The organism is Butyrivibrio sp. INlla21 (assembly GCF_900116875.1).
Lineage (GTDB): Bacteria > Bacillota > Clostridia > Lachnospirales > Lachnospiraceae > Butyrivibrio.
In genome coordinates, this window is sequence record NZ_FPCC01000014.1 from 1 (window position 1) to 21,640 (window position 21,640).

The 21,640-nt window shown below is 42.6% G+C and carries 26 protein-coding genes; 3 read left to right on the plus strand and 23 right to left on the minus strand.

The features are described from left to right. Nucleotides 1-390: 390 nt before the first annotated feature. The 6 genes from rpsI to BM377_RS09265 all read right to left on the minus strand — a co-directional run bounded on the left by rpsI (nt 391) and on the right by BM377_RS09265 (nt 4,750). Nucleotides 391-789 (minus strand): 30S ribosomal protein S9, encoded by a 399-nt coding sequence (gene rpsI, locus BM377_RS09240; RefSeq protein ID WP_092247147.1) that lies wholly within the window; start codon nt 787-789, stop codon nt 391-393. Between the two features lie 21 nt (nt 790-810). Next, nucleotides 811-1,239, minus strand: a complete 429-nt coding sequence (gene rplM / locus BM377_RS09245) for a 50S ribosomal protein L13 (protein WP_026515581.1) — start codon at nt 1,237-1,239, stop codon at nt 811-813. Between the two features lie 239 nt (nt 1,240-1,478). Further along, nucleotides 1,479-2,249 (minus strand): tRNA pseudouridine(38-40) synthase TruA, encoded by a 771-nt coding sequence (truA, locus tag BM377_RS09250; protein ID WP_092247349.1) that lies wholly within the window; start codon nt 2,247-2,249, stop codon nt 1,479-1,481. 5 nt (nt 2,250-2,254) lie between these two features. Next, nucleotides 2,255-3,061 carry an energy-coupling factor transporter transmembrane component T family protein gene (locus BM377_RS09255; protein WP_092247150.1) on the minus strand — a complete coding sequence of 269 codons (807 nt, stop codon included), beginning with the start codon at nt 3,059-3,061 and terminating at the stop codon, nt 2,255-2,257. Then, nucleotides 3,055-3,906: an energy-coupling factor transporter ATPase gene (locus tag BM377_RS09260; protein WP_092247153.1), complete on the minus strand. Its 852-nt coding sequence runs from the start codon at nt 3,904-3,906 to the stop codon at nt 3,055-3,057. The genes BM377_RS09255 and BM377_RS09260 overlap by 7 nt, the downstream gene beginning before the upstream one ends. Continuing rightward, nucleotides 3,890-4,750, minus strand: coding sequence for an energy-coupling factor transporter ATPase (locus tag BM377_RS09265; RefSeq protein WP_092247156.1), 861 nt, complete (start codon nt 4,748-4,750; stop codon nt 3,890-3,892). The genes BM377_RS09260 and BM377_RS09265 overlap by 17 nt, the downstream gene beginning before the upstream one ends. Before the next feature lie 265 nt (nt 4,751-5,015). Between BM377_RS09265 and BM377_RS09270 the strand changes: the two genes are divergently transcribed. After that, the gene (locus tag BM377_RS09270) at nt 5,016-5,951 is read left to right on the plus strand and encodes a M15 family metallopeptidase (protein ID WP_092247159.1); all 936 of its coding nucleotides are present in this window, start codon (nt 5,016-5,018) and stop codon (nt 5,949-5,951) included. On the opposite strand, the gene BM377_RS09275 is transcribed toward BM377_RS09270, so the two are convergent. Further along, nucleotides 5,952-6,329, minus strand: a complete 378-nt coding sequence (locus BM377_RS09275) for a DUF1622 domain-containing protein (RefSeq protein ID WP_092247163.1) — start codon at nt 6,327-6,329, stop codon at nt 5,952-5,954. Nucleotides 6,330-6,516: 187 nt separating this feature from the next. Between BM377_RS09275 and BM377_RS09280 the strand changes: the two genes are divergently transcribed. Then, nucleotides 6,517-8,508, plus strand: a complete 1,992-nt coding sequence (locus BM377_RS09280) for a methyl-accepting chemotaxis protein (RefSeq protein WP_092247166.1) — start codon at nt 6,517-6,519, stop codon at nt 8,506-8,508. 14 nt (nt 8,509-8,522) lie between these two features. Beyond that, complete coding sequence (locus BM377_RS09285) at nt 8,523-9,521, plus strand: substrate-binding domain-containing protein (RefSeq protein WP_092247169.1); 999 nt, start codon at nt 8,523-8,525, stop codon at nt 9,519-9,521. A 111-nt stretch (nt 9,522-9,632) separates the two neighbouring features. Here BM377_RS09285 and BM377_RS09290 read toward each other — a convergent pair whose 3' ends face one another. The 16 genes from BM377_RS09290 to rpsE all read right to left on the minus strand — a co-directional run bounded on the left by BM377_RS09290 (nt 9,633) and on the right by rpsE (nt 21,624). Further along, nucleotides 9,633-10,169 carry a bL17 family ribosomal protein gene (locus BM377_RS09290; RefSeq protein ID WP_092247171.1) on the minus strand — a complete coding sequence of 179 codons (537 nt, stop codon included), beginning with the start codon at nt 10,167-10,169 and terminating at the stop codon, nt 9,633-9,635. A gap of 166 nt (nt 10,170-10,335) precedes the next feature. Beyond that, nucleotides 10,336-11,295 carry a DNA-directed RNA polymerase subunit alpha gene (locus BM377_RS09295; protein WP_092247173.1) on the minus strand — a complete coding sequence of 320 codons (960 nt, stop codon included), beginning with the start codon at nt 11,293-11,295 and terminating at the stop codon, nt 10,336-10,338. Between the two features lie 58 nt (nt 11,296-11,353). After that, the gene (gene rpsD / locus BM377_RS09300) at nt 11,354-11,944 is read right to left on the minus strand and encodes a 30S ribosomal protein S4 (RefSeq protein WP_092247176.1); all 591 of its coding nucleotides are present in this window, start codon (nt 11,942-11,944) and stop codon (nt 11,354-11,356) included. A 150-nt stretch (nt 11,945-12,094) separates the two neighbouring features. Continuing rightward, nucleotides 12,095-12,502, minus strand: coding sequence for a 30S ribosomal protein S11 (gene rpsK, locus BM377_RS09305; protein ID WP_092247179.1), 408 nt, complete (start codon nt 12,500-12,502; stop codon nt 12,095-12,097). A gap of 85 nt (nt 12,503-12,587) precedes the next feature. After that, nucleotides 12,588-12,956 carry a 30S ribosomal protein S13 gene (gene rpsM, locus BM377_RS09310; protein WP_092247182.1) on the minus strand — a complete coding sequence of 123 codons (369 nt, stop codon included), beginning with the start codon at nt 12,954-12,956 and terminating at the stop codon, nt 12,588-12,590. Nucleotides 12,957-13,160: 204 nt separating this feature from the next. Further along, a complete protein-coding gene (gene rpmJ / locus BM377_RS09315; protein WP_013280022.1) occupies nt 13,161-13,274 on the minus strand; it encodes a 50S ribosomal protein L36 in 114 nt (37 codons plus the stop codon). A 133-nt stretch (nt 13,275-13,407) separates the two neighbouring features. Next, a complete protein-coding gene (locus tag BM377_RS09320) occupies nt 13,408-14,796 on the minus strand; it encodes a uracil-xanthine permease family protein (protein ID WP_092247185.1) in 1,389 nt (462 codons plus the stop codon). Nucleotides 14,797-14,907: 111 nt separating this feature from the next. After that, on the minus strand, nt 14,908-15,993 hold the full coding sequence (locus tag BM377_RS09325; protein ID WP_177223845.1) for a GGDEF domain-containing protein: 1,086 nt from the start codon (nt 15,991-15,993) through the stop codon (nt 14,908-14,910). 108 nt (nt 15,994-16,101) lie between these two features. Then, nucleotides 16,102-17,193 (minus strand): GGDEF domain-containing protein, encoded by a 1,092-nt coding sequence (locus tag BM377_RS09330; protein WP_092247190.1) that lies wholly within the window; start codon nt 17,191-17,193, stop codon nt 16,102-16,104. A gap of 74 nt (nt 17,194-17,267) precedes the next feature. Continuing rightward, nucleotides 17,268-17,486: a translation initiation factor IF-1 gene (gene infA / locus BM377_RS09335; RefSeq protein ID WP_013280019.1), complete on the minus strand. Its 219-nt coding sequence runs from the start codon at nt 17,484-17,486 to the stop codon at nt 17,268-17,270. Nucleotides 17,487-17,517: 31 nt separating this feature from the next. Next, on the minus strand, nt 17,518-18,270 hold the full coding sequence (gene map / locus BM377_RS09340; protein ID WP_092247193.1) for a type I methionyl aminopeptidase: 753 nt from the start codon (nt 18,268-18,270) through the stop codon (nt 17,518-17,520). A gap of 17 nt (nt 18,271-18,287) precedes the next feature. Then, nucleotides 18,288-18,932 (minus strand): adenylate kinase, encoded by a 645-nt coding sequence (locus BM377_RS09345; protein ID WP_092247196.1) that lies wholly within the window; start codon nt 18,930-18,932, stop codon nt 18,288-18,290. A gap of 85 nt (nt 18,933-19,017) precedes the next feature. Beyond that, nucleotides 19,018-20,337 carry a preprotein translocase subunit SecY gene (gene secY, locus BM377_RS09350; protein WP_092247199.1) on the minus strand — a complete coding sequence of 440 codons (1,320 nt, stop codon included), beginning with the start codon at nt 20,335-20,337 and terminating at the stop codon, nt 19,018-19,020. After that, the gene (gene rplO / locus BM377_RS09355; RefSeq protein ID WP_026655616.1) at nt 20,337-20,777 is read right to left on the minus strand and encodes a 50S ribosomal protein L15; all 441 of its coding nucleotides are present in this window, start codon (nt 20,775-20,777) and stop codon (nt 20,337-20,339) included. The genes secY and rplO overlap by 1 nt, the downstream gene beginning before the upstream one ends. A gap of 127 nt (nt 20,778-20,904) precedes the next feature. Then, complete coding sequence (gene rpmD / locus BM377_RS09360; RefSeq protein ID WP_092247202.1) at nt 20,905-21,099, minus strand: 50S ribosomal protein L30; 195 nt, start codon at nt 21,097-21,099, stop codon at nt 20,905-20,907. A 15-nt stretch (nt 21,100-21,114) separates the two neighbouring features. After that, nucleotides 21,115-21,624 carry a 30S ribosomal protein S5 gene (gene rpsE / locus BM377_RS09365; RefSeq protein WP_092247205.1) on the minus strand — a complete coding sequence of 170 codons (510 nt, stop codon included), beginning with the start codon at nt 21,622-21,624 and terminating at the stop codon, nt 21,115-21,117. Between the last annotated feature and the right edge of the window lie 16 nt (nt 21,625-21,640).

Genomic DNA, 21,640 nt, shown 5'->3' on the forward strand with positions numbered 1-21,640 from the left:
CTTGTACGGTGGTTACTCCTTTCAGAGCATTTCACGCAGACCTCCCTAGGTACCACACGTTTCTTCCTCTCCATCCATCTGCCTCATCTATCATGCATGATTCCGTGTAGTTATGGGGTTTCGACTTGTGCAGTAGCCTTACCCTCATGCATGACCTCATATGAGATTTCTGTTCGTCAGACCAGAGATTTGCCCGTGAGTTAGTATGTTCCTCACATCCAGCTTCCTTCAGATTCCACCTCGCGATGGACACCCTTGCCTTCGGCTATATCCTTCCCACTACCGGGCGAATTCGGGACTTTAACCCGTTGGAAACGTGCGCCGCTAGGCGCACTACAAAAAAGACCCGGTACATTGTACCGAGTCTTTTGAAATCTGCCGAAGCAGTGATTATCTCTTTGAGAACTGAGGAGCACGACGAGCTTTCTTCAAACCGTACTTCTTTCTCTCCTTCATACGAGGGTCTCTTGTGAGGTATCCGGCCTTCTTAAGAACAGGTCTGTACTCATCTGAATCAGCCTGAAGAAGTGCTCTTGAGATACCGTGTCTGATAGCACCGGCCTGGCCTGTTGTGCCGCCGCCTCTAACTGTTACTACAACGTCAAACTTCTCTGTTGTCTCTGTAGCAACGAGGGGCTGTCTAACGATAACCTTGAGTGTCTCAAGTCCGAAATACTCATCGATAGGTCTCTTGTTGATTGTTATATTTCCATTTCCGGATACGAGGTAAACTCTTGCGATTGACTTCTTTCTTCTACCTGTTCCGTAGTAATTAGATGACTTTGCCATTTCTTATATTCTCCTCTCCGATTAAAATGTCAATACTTCAGGCTTCTGAGCTGCATGTGGATGCTCAGCTCCTGCGTAAACGTGGAGTTTAGTGTACATCTCTCTTCCAAGAGATCCCTTGGGAAGCATTCCCTTAACGGCATGCTCGATAACTCTCTCAGGCTTATCCTGGAGCATCTGACGGAGTGAGAACTCCTTGTGATGACCAACATACTCTGTATGGTGCCAATACATCTTCTGATCAAGCTTCTTACCTGAAACTTTGATCTTCTCAGCATTGATAACGATCACATAATCACCTGTATCAATGTTGGGAGTGTAGATGGGCTTATTCTTTCCTCTAAGTACGTTTGCAACGTTAGAAGCAAGACGTCCGAGTGTCATATCTGTAGCATCAACTACATACCACTTCTTCTCAACTGTAGTTGCACTAGGCATATAAGTTTTCATTGAATTTCCTCCAGTAAAACAATTACTTAATTGGTTACCTATGCGAAAACCCTTCACCTGATTCTCACATTATATGATGTACATATTGTAGCTTACCGGGACAACAATATGACATTTTCAAATAAAAGTGGACATGGCGTCACACAGTAAGATATTATATAACCCAATTTGCTCGATTGTCAATACATTTTCTTACTATTTCCGCCCCAAAAAAACACACCGCAAAGGCGCATGTTTTCTCACTCTTCGCCGTTTATGTACGGCACCCCGTCAAGGAACTCATATTTTATAAGGAAAAGACCTTCCGGAGGCGCTGTGGGTCCTGCTGCCTTCCTGTCTTTTTTCTCAAGCATCTCTTTTACGTCAATGGGCTTGTTCTTGCCCCTTCCGACCATCAAAAGAGTTCCCGCGATGATCCTTACCATATTATATAAGAAGCCGTTGCCCGTAACGCGGATAATAACCTCATCCCCGTGCCTGAAGACCCGGATATCCTTGATAGTCCTCACGTGCGTGGCAGCGGTGGATTCAACATTGCAAAAACTTGTAAAATCGTGCTCTCCTACAAGATACTGCGCCGCTTCCTGCATAAGCGCCTCATCAAGCGGCATACTGAAATGATAAGTATAGAATCTCTTGGTAGGAACGGGCATCTTGGTATTTAAGATACGGTATTCATAGGTCTTTTCCGTATTACAGTGCCTCGGATGAAAATCGGGCGCAACCTCCGCAGAAGCCACAACCCTGATGTCTTTAGGCAAGATATGATTTAAGCAAAAAGAAAACCTGTCTCCCGGAATGGTCGACGCGGTATCAAAAACAGCGATATTGCCGTAAGCATGAACCCCGGAGTCGGTGCGGCTTGCGCCGATAACCTCAACGGTCTCTCCTGTCAGCCCCGCAATAGCGCGGTTAAGCATCTCTTCTATAGTATTGTGGGTACTCTTTTGAAGCGCCCAGCCGTTGTAAGAAGTGCCGTCATATGAAACTGTCAGCATTATTCTGTGCATTTCGCTCATCTAAACAATATCCTTCCGACAACTATAGCAACGATCAGATATGAGTACAGGACACCGTAGGCTATCCTGTCTCTCTTTTTATAAATAAGAGGCTTCATCTTGGTCCTGCCTTCTCCGCCCCTGTAGCATCTGGCTTCCATAGCCATTGCAAGGTCCATTGCCCTTCTGAACGCCGAGATAAAAAGAGGTACCAGCAAAGGAACAAGGCTCTTGGCCCTTTTGATCAACGATCCGCTCTCAAAATCCGCACCTCTGGCCATCTGCGCCTTCATGATCTTGTCGGTCTCTTCCAATAATATAGGAATAAACCTGAGCGCGATCGACATCATCATCGATATCTCATGAACGGGAACGCGGATCTTCTTAAGCGGCCCGAGCACGCTCTCCATGCCGTCTGTAAGGTTATTGGGCGTTGTAGTAAGTGTCATGATGGATGAACCTGTAATAAGGAACACCAGCCTAATCGCCATCATTGACGCCATCTTAAGTCCTTCATATGTGATCGTAAACTTCCAGAAGCTTACAAGCGCCGTTCCGGGTGTCAGGAAAAGATTAAACACCATGGTCAGCAGCAATAGGAAAAAGATGGTCTTCATTCCCCTAAAAATAAATTTGGGCGGAACATTGGAGAGCTTGATGCACACTGCAAGAAATACTCCCGCTATAAGATAGCCCCAAAAATTCTTTACCACAAAAAGGGAAATGATAAAAATAAATGTCGCAACAAGCTTCACTCTTGGGTCAAGCCTGTGAATGACAGAGTCTGTTCTATAATATTGTCCGAGTGTAATGTCTCTTAGCATCTTCCAAACGCCTTCAATATCTGTTTTTTTGCCTGTTCCATCGTTGTTGCCTTGGCATCAACATTAAAGCCCGCCTTGGCAAGCTCCTGCATTACATATGTAACCTGAGGCGCCGCAAGTCCGATCTCCTCAAGCTCCTTGTAATGCGCAAAAACATTGACGGGAACATCATCAAAGGCAACGCGGCCTTTGTTCATAACTATGATCCTCTCCACATAATCGGCAACGTCGTCCATACTGTGGCTTACAAGTATGACCGTAATGCCCATTTCCTCGTGGAGTCTTTTTATAAGTCCAAGAATATCTTCTCGTCCCTTGGGATCAAGACCTGCCGTGGGCTCGTCAAGGATAAGTACGTCGGGCTTCATCGCGATAACTCCCGCGATAGCCACTCTTCTCTTTTGTCCGCCCGAAAGCTCAAACGGTGACTGGTAAAAATACTCATCGTCAAAGCCAACCATCTTGAGGGCTTCATACGCCCGCAGCTCTACTTCCTTCTGCGGAAGCCCGAGATTCTTGGGGCCAAAGCATACATCCTTAAAACAATCCGTCTCGAAAAGCTGATGCTCCGGATATTGGAAAACAAGTCCGACCTTGGATCTAAGCTCTTTTTTATCAAAATCGGGATTGCTTATATCCTTTCCGTTAAAAAACACAGCTCCGCTCGTCGGTGTCTCGAGTCCGTTAAGATGCTGGATGAGCGTCGACTTACCTGAACCCGTGTGTCCAATAAGCCCGATAAACTGGCCATCCGGAATCCGAAGACTCACATCGATAAGCGCAGGATGCGCCATTGCGGTATCTTCATCGTATATGTAATTGACATGATCAAGTATTAGCGACATTTTTTATCCTTTTAAGCTCCTCAACCAGTTCTTCTCCTGTGAGAATTCCATCGGGAAGCGGTAATCCGTTCTTTTTAAGCTCGTGTGCAAGAAGTGTTACCTGCGGAACTCCGAGTCTGAGTTCTTTTAGTCTGTCGACCTGTGAAAAGATCTCGCGCGGTGTGCCTTCCATTGTGACGCGGCCCTTGTCCATTACAAAAACCTTGTCGGCGTAAATAACTTCTTCCATATAATGAGTGATAAGAATAACCGTGATACCCTCAACCGAATTAAGCGCTCTCGCGGCTCTTATTACGTCCTTACGACCGTTGGGATCGAGCATCGCAGTCGGCTCATCCATTATGATGCACTTGGGGTGCATGGCGATAACGCCCGCGATCGATACACGCTGCTTTTGTCCGCCCGATAAATGGTTGGGCGATGATTTTCTGAAATCAAGCATTCCGACAGCTCTAAGGCTCTCATCGACTCTCTCCCAGATCTCATCCGTGGGAACTCCCATGTTCTCAGGGCCGAAGCCTACATCCTCTTCAACAACCTGTCCGATTATCTGGTTGTCGGGATTCTGGAAGATCATTCCCGCTTCCTGTCTGATATTCCAAAGGCACTCTCCGTCGGAAGTATCCATTCCGTCAACAATGACTTTTCCTTCCGTCGGATACAAAAGAGCGTTGAAATGTTTGGCAAGAGTGGACTTACCGGATCCGTTGTGGCCAAGAATTGCAATAAACTGCCCCGGCTTGACGTCAAGATTAACGTCATCAACGGCTCTTGTTATGCCCTCAACATTGCCCTCTTCGTCTCTTCTGATATATTCAAATACAAGATTATCCGTACGTATCATCTCTTTTTACCTACCATATCGAAATATTATAGCATAAATGTGGTACTATTTATAATGATATAGGTGTCTAAAAGAAAAACTCGAACATGCTTGCATGGTGAGAGTTTTGCTTTTATGACCCAAACAAATATGAGGAAATAGCAATTTACGCAGTAAATTAGCGGTTTCCGAATATTTGTAGAATTGCGAAATGACGTTAGTCATGAAGCAATTCGTATATCATATACAAACATAAACATACGTATTAACCTCACGGAGACTTATCATGAACAACAAATCCAAAAGAGATATCTTTTTTCTGATAGCACTTATAGTAGTCTGCGCAATTATGGCAAGAAGTCTTGCCGGTCACGAAACTCTTGACGAATACGCCAAGAAAAAACCTGCTACGGAAAACGCAAGCACAGATGCTGCAGATTCTTCAAGCTCATCAAACAGCTCATCGACTTCATCCGAAAATTCCACGGAATTATCCTCGGCAAAAGATTCCTCTACGGAATCCTCTTCTCTGGGAAAAAGTGCCTCCGAGAATTCGACTGAAGAAGTCAATTCAAGTGTCACAAATGCATCAGCAATTCCTTCCGACGAAGACGTTTCCGACACGAGAGTCACCTACTCTGACGGTTTCTACTACGAGGCTTTACCGAATTCAATTGTATCCAAGATAACAAATGTGTCATATCCGAAAGACTGTGAAATTTCGTTGGATAATCTCAGATATTGTGTTATGCTGTATGTTGACTTCGAAGGAGAGACCAAGACAGGCGAAATGATCTGTAATAAAGATATCGCCGACGATATTATGGAAATTTTTCATGAGCTGTATGATAACAATTATCAGATAGAAAGCATTAAGCTCATAGATGATTTTGATGCGGATGACGAAGCATCGATGGAAGCAAATAACACTTCCTGCTTCAACTATCGTACTATAGGAAACGGAACCAAGCTTTCCAAGCACGCACAGGGACTGGCTGTAGATATCAATCCCTTATACAATCCGCAGATCAAATATAAAAACGGTTCCATGAGCATAGCACCTTCAACAAGTGAAAAGTATGCCGACAGAACCGCAGATTTTCCATATAAAATTGATGAAAACGACCTGGCTTACAAACTCTTTACAAGCCATGGTTTTTCTTGGGGAGGAAACTGGAATTCTTCCAAAGATTATCAGCACTTCGAAAAGAAGAATCGCTGATCACTTTTTCTTTTCCCCGGGTTCAAGAGCTTCTTTCTTTTCTCCCGGCTCAAGAGCCTCTTTCTCATTCTTTATCTCCCAATGTATAAGGAATGTAAGTGTTGCTCTCAGTAGGATTATTGCGCCCAAGATTCCAAGCTCTGCCCATTCTCTTACAACAACGGTCCTAAGGACCTCTCCGCCAAGCTTAAATTCAAGCGCGAGCGCTATTCCCTGCGCAAGCTGAAGTCTTATTGATTCATCCTTTTTAAGCCAGAAAATAAAGCATTTTACCGCAGTGAAAACCAGTATGCAGATTCCGAAGAATTCGAGTAGCAGCGTTGAGTATTCAACGACATATCTTAAGATGTATTCGGCATTGCTGTAAATTGTTTCCATGTTGTCCCCTTTCACTACGAAAGCTTATATTGGTCTAATTTTATTATATACGCTATACAGTTTATTTCAAAATTGAATTTTATGATATTTTCATAAATTTTTATGATATTTCGTTCAAAAATACCAAATAAAGAGATAAAATACAATTAACTTCTGTAATTATCTCAAAATTTAAGGAGACTTACAAATGGGAAAAGTTAAAGAAAAGCGACATGCAAAGATTAAAAACAAACTTCTGTTGTTCTTAGTTCCTGCCGTAGTTGCTACCATTCTTATTTTGGTGTTCATTTCAGGGTTCCTATCCAGCAGAAGCATGACTGCGATGGCAACATCACAGCTCAATTCATCCATTTCCAACCAGGCTGATAATATCGAAGCTTGGCTGAATGATAATCTCCAAAATTTCACCACAGTTAAACACATGGTTGAAAGCGCCCATCTTCCTGAAGAAGAATTGTCTAAAATGATGGACGAATTATACGGTTTTAACTCTTACTGCAAAAACGGTCCATACATTGCGACCCAGAGCGGTAAAGTATTTAAAGCGTCCGAATCCACCAAAAACACTGACAATCCTACTCAGCAGATCTGGTTTAAACAGGGTCTTAGCCACGTTAATATGGTCTACGGTAACACCTACAAGGATGCCAGCGGCGTCAATGTTATAAGTGCTACAGGTATTATTAACGATGGATCGGATGACCTTAAGGTAATCGCTGCCGATCTTTCACTTGATCAGATCAGTATCATCGTTAATTCACGAGTAAAAATGGATCAGGCTGCATCTTTCCTTGTTGACCTTACAGACAGCACGATCCTTGCACATCGTGACAAGAGCAGAGTATCAACCAAGCTCACAACAGGTGATTCTGATAAGCTTATGGCTGCAATTGCAGAAAAAGTAGCCAAAAGAAACTATACAACTGTAACTCTTCAAAATAACGTAGTCGCTTTCAAACAGATAGCCGGAACCGACTGGGTTCTTGTTTCATATGTTCATAAAGATACCATAATGAAAGACGTGACCAAGCTCGTCACAACGCTTGCCATTATCGGAATAATCGCGATCATACTCATTGTTCTTCTTATCAACTTCATGGTATCAAAAGTTATTGCTCCTCTTGGCGGAATTACCAAGAATATCACCGATATGTCCGCCGGCGACTTTACCATTGATGTTAAACAGGAAAGCAATGATGAGATCGGTGTCATGGGCAGCAAGGTTAGCGAATTCGTTCAGTCCATGAGAAAGATGCTCAGTACCATCAACGACGAATCAAAAGTGCTTAAAGAGCAATCGGATAATTCGGATATCGTATCAAAGAGCATGTTCGAAGCTTCCCAGTCACAGTCGGAAGCTATGCAAAATCTTAATAACACTGTTGACCAGCTTGCCGTTGCGGTTAATGAGATTGCTCAGAACGCAACAACGCTTGCTATGGTTGTTTCCGATACACGAGATAATTCAAATCAGGCCAATGACAGTATGAAAGAAACTGTTGAGATCAGTAAAAAAGGCCGTGATGATATGGAACAGCTCGCCGATGCAATGCAAGACATTAAAGCCAGCAACGATGAACTTGTTGATTCCATCAACGAAGTCGGAAAGGCTTCCGAAGAGATTACCAACATTGTCGGCCTTATTGCCGAGATCGCCGAGCAGACCAATCTTCTTTCACTCAATGCTTCAATCGAAGCTGCACGTGCGGGAGAAACAGGTAAAGGCTTTGCGGTTGTTGCTACCGAGATCGGTAAGCTTGCTCAGAACTCTGCAGCAAGTGCCGAAAACATCGCAAAACTTATTGATGACGTAAGAAAAGCTATCGACAGCGTTGTAGAACAGGCTCAGACCAGTGCCAAGAATATCGAGGCTAACAGCGAGCTTATCAACACTGCCGTAGATACTTTTGATCAGATTTATCAGAATATTGAAAAATCCAATGAACTTATTGACCTTATGATACAGGATGTACAGAAGGTTGATGATGTTGCCAGCAACGTAGCAGCCATTTCCGAAGAGCAGGCCGCAAGTACCGATGAGATTCTTGAGACCAGCCGCAGAATGGTTGAGCAGGCTAACAGCATAACCCAGCACAGTCAGGATGTTGCGGATAACTCGCACAAATTGGCAAGCACTTCCGAGACACTTACATCCTATGTTCAGCAGTTCAAGATTTAATAAGGAGACCAATTATGAAGAATCTAATTAAAAAATCAATAGCTTTTCTGCTATGTTCCGTGCTGCTGGCTATAACCGTTACGGGTTGCGGAGCTAAATCAGCAAGCGCCGGCGTGGTAAACGGAAGTGGTGTAAAAATACTGATGACGTTGCATGACGAAACCGATACTTTCCTTAACACCTTGTGCGAAACAATAGATCAAATGGCTAAAGATACCGGGGCTACGATTGATACCGTATACTGTCAGAGCGATCCCGAGATCCAGATGAAGCAGATTGCAGATGCGGAAGGCCAGGGCTATAATGCGATCATATGCAGACTTGCCGATGCCACAACAATTCTTCAGATGGAAAATGCAGCAGGTTCTCTCCCAATCGTATTTATTAATAATGAACCTGATGCAGATTATCTTAAGGGTGACAAATTCATCTATGTAGGATCATTTGAACAAGACGCCGGCAGATTTCAGGCTGAATACATTTGGAACGGTCTCGGAAAGCCTCAATCCTTAAATGTTATCATCATGGAAGGAATGAAAGGGCATGCTGCTGTTCCCCAGCGTACCAATGCGGTTAAATACTTCTTCCTTGATAACGGCGTAAATGCCAATTATGTATTTGTAGATCACGGTGACTGGTCTGATACCGTTGCATACGATCAGCTGGAGATCTTCAAGAAAACAAAGCAGGATTTTGACTGCATCATATGTAATAACGACCCGATGGCTATCGGAGCTATCAAATGGCTAAAGGACAACGGCTATGATACTCATAAAAAGCTTGTAGCCGGAATTGATGCAACGGACAGCGGCTGCGAAGCTATCAGAAGCGGAGACTTATATATGACAGTTCTCCAGGATACAGTCGGTCAGGGCACAATGGCTGTTAACAGCGCCATCACATTGGCAAAAGGAGGCTCCGTATCATCATTATCCGGAGCTACCGAAGACCTTAAGTATGTATGGGTTCCATTTGTTGCCATAACGCCCCAGAACATCGATCAGTATAAATAATCGAGAAGACTAAGAATTAAAAGAAAAATCGAATATAAGCAAAATAAAAGAGATTTCAGGGCATATGCTCTGAAATCTCTTTTTAATTCGTATTAAATCTACAAGCAAGTATTAAACAAGCTCAAGAACAACCATCATAGCTGCGTCGCCTTTTCTCTGACCGATCTTGATGATTCTTGTGTAACCACCCTTACGATCTGCGTACTTAGGTCCGTACTCATCGAAAAGCTTTGCTACAAGGTCAACTTCCTTAGTGTTTCTCTTTCTTCCCTTGTTCTCCTGAGGAACATCAAGTACAGGATAAAGAGTCTTAAGAAGCTGTCTTCTTGCGTGCATACGTGAAGGCATATCTTTCTTGATTTCCTTCTTAACGGTTGTGTACTTAGTAACCTTCTTACCGTCAACAACTTCCTTTACTCTCTTACCGTCCTTGTCCTTCTCAGGAACTTTGCAATCAACTGTAAGTGTCTCGAAGTTGTCCTTTTCCTTAGCTGCAAGAGTGATCATAGGCTCTACGATCTTCTTGATTTCCTTTGCTCTTGCCTCTGTGGTAACGATCTTTCCGTTGTAAAGAAGTGCTGTTACCTGGTTACGAAGAAGTGCTCTTCTGGGCTTTGTTGCTTTTCCAAGCTTTCTGTACATTGCCATGTCTATTTACATCCTTTCTCATTCGCAAGGTTCCCCTTGCAGTGGTACATCACAAAATGCGCATCGGTCTTACTTTTATGATGTTGTTGCATTGTCCATTATGAGAATCCACATTGGTACGCATCGGATTTACCCTCCGCGGATATCATATCAATTCATGTAGATATTACTGTTCGCTATCAATTCTGAGTGAAAGTCCGAGCTCATCAAGCTTAGCAAGAACTTCCTCAAGTGACTTACGTCCAAGATTACGAACCTTCATCATATCATCAGGAGTCTTGTTTGCAAGTTCCTGAACGGTATTGATGCCTGCTCTCTTGAGGCAGTTGAATGAACGAACCGAAAGTTCAAGCTCATCAATTGACATCTCGAGAACCTTGCCCTTCTCGTCATCTTCCTTCTCTACCATAACCTCTGCGGTCTTAGCATTCTCGGAAAGATCGATGAACAGGCTTAAATGCTCACTGAGTACCTTAGCCGCAAGGCTTACTGCCTCGTCGGGAGCAAGTGTACCGTCTGTGTGAACATCAAGTGTAAGCTTATCAAAATCAGTTACCTGACCTACACGAGTATTCTCTACAGTTACGTTAACTCTCTCTACAGGTGTGTAGATAGAATCGATTGCGATCACTCCGATAGGAAGATCTCCTGACTTATTCTTGTCAGAACTTACATAACCTCTTCCCTTTGTGATTGTAAGCTCCATGTAGAGCTTAGCATCTTTTCCGGAAAGTGTAGCGATAACCTGATCGGGATTCATGATCTCAATATCCTGGTCAACCTGAATATCAGAAGCCTTTACAACACCTTCGCCGCTGAACTCAATGTATGCAGTCTTAGGCTCATTGGTATCTGAAGAATTCTTAATGGAAAGATTCTTGATATTCATAATGATCTCAGTTACGTCTTCCTTAACTCCGGGAATAGAACTGAACTCATGAAGAACACCTTCGATCTTAACCTGGCTTACTGCTGCTCCGGGAAGTGATGAGAGCATAATCCTACGAAGGGAATTGCCCAGTGTAATACCGTAACCTCTCTCAAGAGGCTCTACTACGAATTTACCATATTTCTTATCATCTGAGATCTCAGCAACTTCAATATTTGGTCTTTCAAAATCAAACACTGATATACCCTCCTTATGTGCTTAGTCAACAAGTTATTTATTAAATGTGCCCTACGAATTACTTAGAGTACAACTCGACGATAAGCATCTCGTCAACGGGAACGTCGATAACATCCCTTGAAGGAAGCTCTTTGATTGTACCCTTGAGGCTCTCCTTGTTAACATCAAGCCACTCAGGAACGAGTCTTGCTGCAGTGATTTCTGCGATATCCTTGAATCTCTGGATATTCTTAGCTACGTCCTTAACTTCGATAACATCACCGGCCTTGATAAGGTATGAAGGTACATTAACTACCTTGCCGTTAACAGTGATGAACTTGTGAAGAACAACCTGTCTAGCCTCTCTTCTTGTTCTGGCGAATCCCATTCTGAATACTACGTTATCAAGTCTTGTCTCAAGAATTGTCATAAGGTTTGAACCTGTCTGACCCTTCATTCTATCTGCTCTGTCATAGTAGTTTCTGAAAGGCTTCTCAAGAACGCCATAGATGAACTTAGCCTTCTGCTTCTCACGAAGCTGAAGTGCGTACTCACTCTTCTTACCTGTTCTTGAAGATGTTCTCTTGGACTTCTTGTCATATCCAAGGAATGTAGGATCCAGATCGAGAGATCTGCATCTCTTTAATACGGGAACTCTGTTTACTGCCATGTTTGGCTCCTTTCTTTTTCTCAGACAACCTCGGTCGTCTGATGTTGTTTACAGTGTTTGCGCACCTTCGTCCAACGAGTTTTAATATACATCTATAAATCTATATATGCACATGTAACTACATTGTGTGTAATCGCGATAAAAATGCGATTATACTCTACGACGCTTAGGCGGGCGGCATCCGTTATGAGGTACAGGTGTTACGTCTGTGATAGATGTAACTGTAAGACCACTTGCAGCGAGGGCTCTGATTGCAGCCTCTCTTCCTGATCCGGGTCCCTTAACGAATACATCAACAGTCTTAAGGCCATGTACAAGCGCAGCCTTAGTCGCTGTCTCTGCAGCTACCTGTGCAGCATAAGGAGTAGATTTCCTTGAACCCTTAAATCCCAGACCGCCGGCACTTGCCCAGCTAAGAGCGTTTCCTGCAGCATCTGTCAATGTAACGATAGTGTTATTGAAAGATGACTGAATGTGTGCCTGTCCGTGTTCAACGTTTTTCTTGACACGTTTCTTTGCAGCTGATTTCTTAGCTGCAGTTGCTTTCTGATTTGCCATTTTAAACTAACCTACTTTCTTCCTATAAATACTAGTTATAATGTTACTTCGCTCATCTGCCATGCTCAGATACAATAAAGAAAAATTATTTCTTCTTGTTTGCGATTGTTCTCTTCGGTCCTTTTCTTGTTCTTGCGTTTGTCTTAGTTCTCTGACCACGGCAAGGAAGTCCTCTTCTGTGACGGATTCCTCTGAAACATCCGATCTCTGAAAGTCTCTTGATGTTCATAGCGATCTCTCTTCTGAGGTCACCTTCTACATCGTAGTCGCTACCGATAATCTCGGCAATTCTCTTAACTTCTTCATCTGTAAGATCACGAACACGTGTGTCCGGATTTACTTTTGCTGCTTCAAGAATCTTGTTTGAGCTTGTTCTACCGATTCCGTAGATATATGTCAAACCGATCTCTACTCGCTTATCTCTGGGTAAATCTACACCTGCAATACGAGCCATTTTAATTCCTCCATTGAATAAATATAAATAATAGTTGTGAGAAGCTTAGCTTCTCTTGCTCCGATCAAAATACCCCGGAGCGGTTACTTGTTTGATTGGGGCAAATGACATGCCCAACCGGACAGGATCATCCGATCTTTCCAATACGCTATAGATCAGCATGTTCTATATTGGTATCAAAAAGTAATCCGAAAACGGCTCGAATTATCCCTGTCTCTGTTTGTGCTTAGGGTTATCGCAGATAACTCTGATAACGCCCTTTCTCTTAATAACCTTGCACTTCTCGCACATAGGCTTAACAGAAGACCTAACTTTCATTGTTACTCCTTTCCTGCATGGTACAGCATAATGCTTAAAGAAGGGCATAATATCCCCTCTAAATAAAAAGACCATTTAACATAGTAACATAATCAAAGTCAATAGGCAATAGATTTTTTACAATATTTCGATATTAGTTTTCTTCATCCTGAGCATTATTGTTGAAGCTGACTCCTCGGTTGATGTCTCCCTTGTAATTCTCGCCGAAATTGTAGTCGTTTCCGGGAAGAATGATGTTGAGAAGAATACCGAGTATAGCTGCTATCGCAAGTGATGTAAGTGTAATAGATACGCCTTTTACCTCAAACGTTATACCGTTTGTAAAGCCAAGTCCCGATACAAGAATAATAGCAGCGATAATAAGGTTTCTTGACTTGGTAAAGTCTACCTTGTTCTCTACAACGTTTCTTACACCGATGGCTGAGATCATTCCGTATAATATGAAGCTTATTCCTCCGATGATCGCTGTGGGCATAGTTCCGATAACATCGGCAATCTTGGGAATAAAGCTGACTACGATCGCATAGCAAGCGGCGATACGCACAACCTTGGGATCGTAAACCTTAGAAAGCTCAAGAACACCGGTATTTTCGCCGTATGTTGTATTTGCGGGGCCTCCGAAAAGTCCTGCCACCGCTGTTGCAAGGCCGTCACCGAAAAGAGTTCTGTGAAGACCGGGATCTTCGATAAAGTTTTTACCTGTTGTTGCGGAAATGGCTGAAATATCTCCGACATGCTCCATCATTGTAGCGATCGCTATAGGAGCCATAACAAGAATGGATGTAACGTCAAATTTAGCAATAATGAAAGGAGGAAGTCCCACCCAGCTTGCCTGCGCGATAGGCTCAAAGTTGATGATCGCGCTTCCGTCAGCATTGGTAAAGCCCATAGCCTGCATGATAAGAGCAACGACATAAGCTATAACAACGCCCATAAGTATGGGGATGATCCTAAACATTCCTTTTCCCCAGATATTGAATATAACAACTACCGCAAGTGCCACAAATGCAAGGAATACATTGGCTGAAGCATTCTGAATCGCAGAAGGCACAAGGGAAAGTCCGATACACATAATGATGGGTCCTGTAACGACAGGCGGAAGGAAGTGCATAACCTTCTTAACACCCACAAGCTTAATGATAACCGCAAGTACGAGGTACAAAAGTCCCGCAATAACGATTCCGCCGCAGGCATACGGTAACTTCTCTCCGAAAGTCATATTTGCATATTTGCCTGTATTTAAATTTGCCACTGTTGAAAAGCCGCCCAAAAAGGCGAATGACGATCCCAGAAAAGCCGGAACCTTAAATTTGGAAAATACGTGGAAAAGGAGCGTTCCCAATCCCGCAAAAAGAAGTGTAACCTGTACCGAAAGTCCTTCACCCCGGAAATATCCGTTTACAAGGATCGGAACCAAAATAGTTGCTCCGAACATGGCGAACATGTGCTGCAGTCCCAAAATAGCCATCTTCGGCTTCCCCAACGTTGTTGCATCATAAATAGCCTGTCTCTTTTCACCCATAACAATCCTCCATAAAAATAAAGAAATAAAAAAGAAATCTTGAACGACGGTAGATTGCCCGTCATTCAAGATTATATCATACTTAACGCCAATATTTCGTATCTATTTTTGTCAGCCGTGTTTCACGACATGGAGGCCTTTTCCTCTCTCTTTTGCCTCAAACAAAGCCCTTCCCGCTATGTTTTTGATCTCATCGAAGGAATGCGAATTCTTGTCTTCGCATATACCTATACTGCACGAGAATCCCTTGGCGTCCTCAATCTTTAGTTTCGCCAGGTCCTGCTCGATGTTCTTACATCTCTTTTCTATAAATGTCTCAGGCATCTCGCCCATTACGAGCACCATGAACTTATCACCGCCGACACGTCCCACAACATCGCTTGGGTGAAAATACTCTCGAAGTATTGCGCCGAAGTGCTTTAGAAGCTCATCTCCTATCTGGTGGCCATAGTCTTCGTTAATATACTTAAAGTCATCAAAGTCAAAAACAAACAACGTTGCTTTTGCTCCGGGATTTCTCTCCGTGATATATTCCTTGCTTCGCTCTTCAAAAGATTTTTTGTTCAAAAGACCTGTGAGTATATCCGTCTTACTCTTTTTCTCCATATCATGCGTCACTTCGCTTCTGTCCGTTATGTTATTCATGAGCACGTAATAGCAAAGGCTCGTGACCATTATGGAAAGTGCGATCAAAATAATATCCTCGCGGATCACGGGATTTCTTTTTATCCAGTAATCAGCTGTAAGAAAGACAAGGGAAAGTACCACCTTATATATAAGCATTCGCACAAAATAATCAAGATATACGGAAGTGATTATGAATATTCCGATCGGCAGTATTACGGACATTCTGGAAGGCTTAATATAAGCTTCCGTAAGCCCGAACGCAAGAAAGATAACAGAGTAAAAAGCGAGTGAAAAGACTCTTACTCTGTTAAAGCTTATTCGTATGTACGGAACAGACTGTCTGTATGCAAGATAACACAATCCGACCACGATCACGGGAACAAACAGAATTACATCAAACCGTATTGTCAGATTACAGCACCAGGATACTACAAAATAAATGAGTATGCTAAGCGTAATAAAGACCGGCGATTGCTCAACCGCTTTAATATTGTCCGCTGCTATCTTTTTCTCATTATAAGCAATAAAAAAATTGCTTCCTTCGTATACTCGATAAAATCTCTCTAACATTTGGATATCCTCTTGTACACACAAAGAAAAAGCCATGTCTATACTTAAAATTATAAGACATGGCTTGATTTTGTACAATAAAACATTTATTAAGTTATGAAAAAAAGCTCATAAAGCACTTTCTGATATGCAAAATTTAGCTTTTCCGCTCTTTTTGGCCTTATACAAAGCTTCATCTGCTGCGTGATATAACTGGGTAAAATTACGTCCCCAAGTATCCTCAACGATTCCTATACTGCATGTAAGTCCCGACGCCTCGTCGATCGTGGTTGTCTTAAATTCATGCAGGACACTTCGACATCTGCGTTCGGTAAATCCTTCAGGCATCTCGCCCATTACAAGTACCATGAATTCATCGCCTCCGATCCTGCCTATAACATCGTTGGGATGAAAGTAGCCTTGCAGGATCTGCGAAAAGGTCTTTATAACCTTATCACCGGTCTGGTGTCCGTAATGATCGTTGACGTATTTAAAATCATCCAGATCAAATATGAAAAGAACACATTTCGCACCGGCTATCCTGTTGGTGAGATATTCGTTGCAACGCTCCTCAAAAGAAAGCTTGTTGAGTACGCCTGTGAGAAGATCCGTCGTACTTCTCTGAACCAGTTTCTTCCTGTCTTCGCCCTTATCCGCTGCAAGATCTATGATCTCATAATAGCAAAAGCATGAGATAAGAACTGCAGTCACAGCGATCATGATATCCTTTCGAACATCATAATACGGTCTTATGACGTAATCCATTGCACCATAGATTGCCGTGAGTACGATCTTGAACCAAGTTGTCTCCACAAAGTTATCTATGTAGACAGCCGTAAATGCAACCATAGCAAACGGAAAGAAAATACATCTGGATTCAGTGTTGTGAAGAATATCGACATAAGAATAGCTTAGTATGATCCAAGCATAGAATATAAAGCAATAAATCCTGGTGAGTACAAAGCTCTCGGTAATATTGCTCAAGAATACTCTCTGAAAAAAGGCTATGCCTGCCGCGATAAGACAAAGCACTATCTGCGCAGCATAAACCGGATAGTTCCCTGAAAACAAGAACGATAAACAAAGAAGCAAAAGGCATACGCAAGTGAGAAATATTATAAGATCACCCGTATTTCTAATGTTGTCCTCCGCTATCCTTTTCTTGCTATGATGTATGAACGAAACGCTGTCAAAATATCTGTCGAAAATTTTCTGTATCATGAATTCCTCACACAAGAACAGGCGTCATATTATACAACTATATTTTTATTATACTATTTTATTCGGATAAAAAATTATTTATCTCTCCAGATAATTCTACCTTTTGTGAGATCATAAGGTGAAAGCTCAAGAGTAACCTTATCTCCGGGAAGAATTCTGATGAAGTTCTGGCGGAGCTTACCACTGATATGAGCAAGTACAACGTGTCCGTTCTCAAGCTCTACCTGAAACATGGTATTGGGAAGCTTCTCGATTACTTTTCCTTCGATTTCAATAACATCAGCCTTTGACATCTTTTATCTCCTTATTACTTTAAGATCAAATTTAAATAATGGTTAATATCTCCGGTTCACCATCCGTGATGGCGATGGTATTTTCATAATGCGCTGCATATGAACCGTCTACGGTAACAACCGTCCACTCATCATCAAGCCATCCGACATAACGCTCACCCATTGTGATCATGGGCTCTACACATATCGTCATACCCTTCTTAAGCTTGATTCCTCGTCTCCACTGCTTATAATTCGGAACCGTAGGCTCCTCGTGAAGACTTGTTCCGATGCCGTGGCCCGTAAGTTCCCTTACTATACCGTAACCGTGAGGTTTGATATAAGCATCTATTGCCGCAGATATATCATAAAGTCTGTTTCCCGCCTTAGCCTTTTTTATTCCTTCAAAAAAGCTCTCTCTGGTAACATCAATAAGTTTCTGCGCCTCATCGCTTATCTTGCCGACACCCCAGGTTCTTGCCGCATCAGAATGATACCCTTTATATATAAGTCCCGTATCGAAAGAGACTATATCTCCTTCCATAAGGATTCTGTCTCTGCTTGGTATTCCATGAACGACTTCGTCGTTTACAGATATGCACACAGATGCCGGAAAACCTTCATAGTTCTTACAATTAGGTATTCCGCCAAGAGCACGGATAGTCTTTTCCCCAATCTCATCAAGTTCATATGTCGAGATCCCGGGGCGAAGAGCGGCATGTAGTTCTTCATGAACCTTAGCCAAAAGATGCCCTGACTGTCTCATAAGGTCGATCTCTTGCTCTGTTTTAATACTTATAGCCATATAATAACACCAAGACCTTACGCGTTCAAAATATCAACGATACCGTTAAATACAACCTGCATATCTTTTGTTCCGTCTACAGTCTTTAAGATACCTTTATTCTCATAATATTCGATAAGAGGCTGAGTCTGCTCATGATAAACGCTGAGTCTGTTCTGTACTGTCTCAGGCTTGTCATCATCTCTCTGAACAAGCTCACTTCCGCACTTATCGCAGATTCCGTCCTTCTGAGGCTTAATATGCTCAATATGATAGGTAGCACCACACTTAAGGCATGCTCTTCTTCCTGACATTCTGCGAACGATATTCTCATCGGGAACGTCAACGTTGATAGCAAAATCAACCTTGTCACCGAGCTTTGTAAGCTCTGCGTCAAGAACGTCTGCCTGAGGTATGGTACGAGGGAATCCATCAAGAACATAACCGTTCTCACAATCCTTGTTTGCTACTCTGTCGAGCAAAAGCTGTACTGTAAGTTCATCGGGAACAAGCTGTCCCTTATCCATATATTCCTTAGCCTTCTTGCCAAGCTCTGTTCCGTTCTTGATATTGGCTCTGAAGATGTCTCCTGTTGAGATGTGGGGAACATTGTACTTCTCCGCGATCATCTGAGCCTGTGTTCCTTTACCCGCGCCGGGTGCGCCTAACATAATAATTTTCATAAATCACTATCCTTCTCTAAAAGTAGAATAAGAGGTTGCAAGACTCGCATAATACGAGCCTTGTACCTCTTTTTAAGTTACAAAATCAGTCTTCCAAAAAACCTTTGTAATTACGAACAAGCATCTGAGACTCAATCTGCTTGATAGTCTCAAGGATAACACTTACCACGATGATAAGGCTGGTTCCACCGAATGAAACCTTAGCTCCGAACATACCGTTAAAGAAGATGGGTAGCACACCGATAATGATGAGTCCGCAAGCTCCGATAAAGATGATATAGTTCAGGATGCTTGTAAGATATTCACTTGTAGGCTTTCCGGGTCTTATTCCGGGTATAAATCCGCCCTGCTTCTTCATATTCTCTGCAATCTCAATAGGATTGAAAGAAATTGACGTATAGAAATACGCAAAGAAGATAAGCAAAAGGATATATACAAGTAATCCAATCGAATAATTCCAGTGATTGGGATTACACCACTCACCCTGACTGAGATACTTTGAGATCTCAGCCCAAATTCCGTCTGATTTATAACCCGTTAACTGAGTTATAAGAACAGGGAACTGGAAAAGTGACATTGCAAAGATAATAGGCATAACGCCTGCTGTATTAACTTTAAGGGGCATTTCCATGCGGTTACCACCGTATGTCTTTCTGCCCTGTATCTTCTTGGCATACTGAACAGGAATCCTGCGCTCAGCGCCATTAAAAATAACTACCAATACAACCATGGCAATAATTACCGCAAAAATAATTATTGCAGAAACCACTCCCCTTGCAATAGGCTTACCGATCACAAACTGTCCAAACAATGCCGCGATATCATTGGGCATTCTGGAAAGAATGTTTATGGTCAGAACTATTGAAATACCGTTTCCAACCCCATTGTCTGTGATTCTTTCGCCAATCCACATTAGGAATGCACTACCGGCTGTAAAGGCGGCTATAATCTGAATTGCAAGGAATACCTTATTGCCTTCTGCAAGATAATCTGCTCTGCTAAATGCGATTGTCATAGCAATAGATTCAACAAGTGCCAAGGCAATGGTAAAGAACCTTGTAAGCTTTGTAAGCTTCTTTCTTCCGTCTTCTCCGTCTCTCTGCCACTCCTCAAACTTGGGAATAGCGATGGTAAGAAGCTGAACTATAATGGATGATGTGATGTAAGGTGTGATGTTGAGAGCAAGAATTGACATACTCTCAAATGAACCACCTGTGAATCTATCCAAGAAGCCAAATGTGTCACCTTCTTTGATGCTTGCCAGCCATGCTTTAAACTCCTCAATATTCATACCGGGTACCGCGATAGCAGAACCAAATCTGATTACAGCAAGCATAAAGAGTGTGAAAAGAATTTTCATTCTTATCTCTTTGACCTTTAATGCATTCATTAGGGACTTAAACATTAGATCACCTCTGTTGTTCCACCAAGTGCCTCGATTTTTTCTTTAGCAGCTGCGCTGAAAGCGTTAGCCTTAACCGTAAGCTTCTTAGTAAATTCTCCGTTGCCAAGAATCTTAACACCATCAAGCTCTTTCTTGATGATACCCTGATCCTTGAGTGCCTGAACATCAACAACTGCTCCGTTATCAAATACTTCAAGTGCACTTACGTTGATGCCTACGATATTCTTATGATTGATATTCTTGAAGCCTCTCTTGGGAAGTCTTCTGAAAAGGGGCATCTGACCACCTTCAAAGCCAAGTCTGGGAGCTCCTGAACGAGCCTTCTGACCCTTGTGACCCTTACCGGCTGTCTTACCGTTTCCTGAAGCATGACCACGGCCTCTTCTAAAATTATCACTCTGTACAGAACCTTCAGCAGGTCTTAAGTTTGATAATTCCATGATATTCCTCCTTCATTTAACTCCGAGGCTTATACCGCTCAACGCAGCCGATATCGCTATCTTCCACTCGCGTATACGTAAAGCAGCCCCGGATACTATTTACATGTAATATAGAATAATCTAAAAATTAGATTTCTTCAACTTTTACAAGATGTCTGATCTGCTGAATCTGTCCTCTTGTAGCTGAGTTATCGGGAAGTTCAACAGAACTGTTAAGCTTCTTAAATCCCATTGATTTAACTGTTGCCACCTGCTTGGGAATAGCACCTATTGTGGACTTAACCAATGTGATCTTAAGCTTCTTATCACTACTCTTTGCCATTGATTTTTCCTCCTATCAAGCAGTTACATCTGCTACGGATTTACCGCGCTTAGCTGCTACTTCTTCAGGTGTCTTAAGCTGAGCAAGGCCATTGATTGTAGCATAAACAACATTCTGCTTATTGTTAGAACCAAGTGACTTTGTTCTGATGTTTCTGATTCCTGCAAGCTCACATACTGAACGAGCGGGACCTCCGGCGATGATACCGGTACCTTCGGGTGATCTCTTAAGTAATACTTCAGCAGAGCCGAACTTACCTACGAAATCATGTGTGATACTGTTGTTCTCATCAAGAGGAACTGTGATGAGATTCTTTGTAGCATCTTCCTTACCCTTACGGATAGCGTCCGGGACTTCAGTAGATTTGCCCAGACCAACACCAACGTGTCCGTTGTTATCACCTACAACAACAAGAGCAGTGAACTTCATGTTACGTCCACCTTTAACAACCTTAGTAACACGCTTGATGGTTACAACTTTATCTGTCAATTCAAGCTGACTAGCATCAACTATTGTACGCTTCATATTGTGTTTTCTCCCT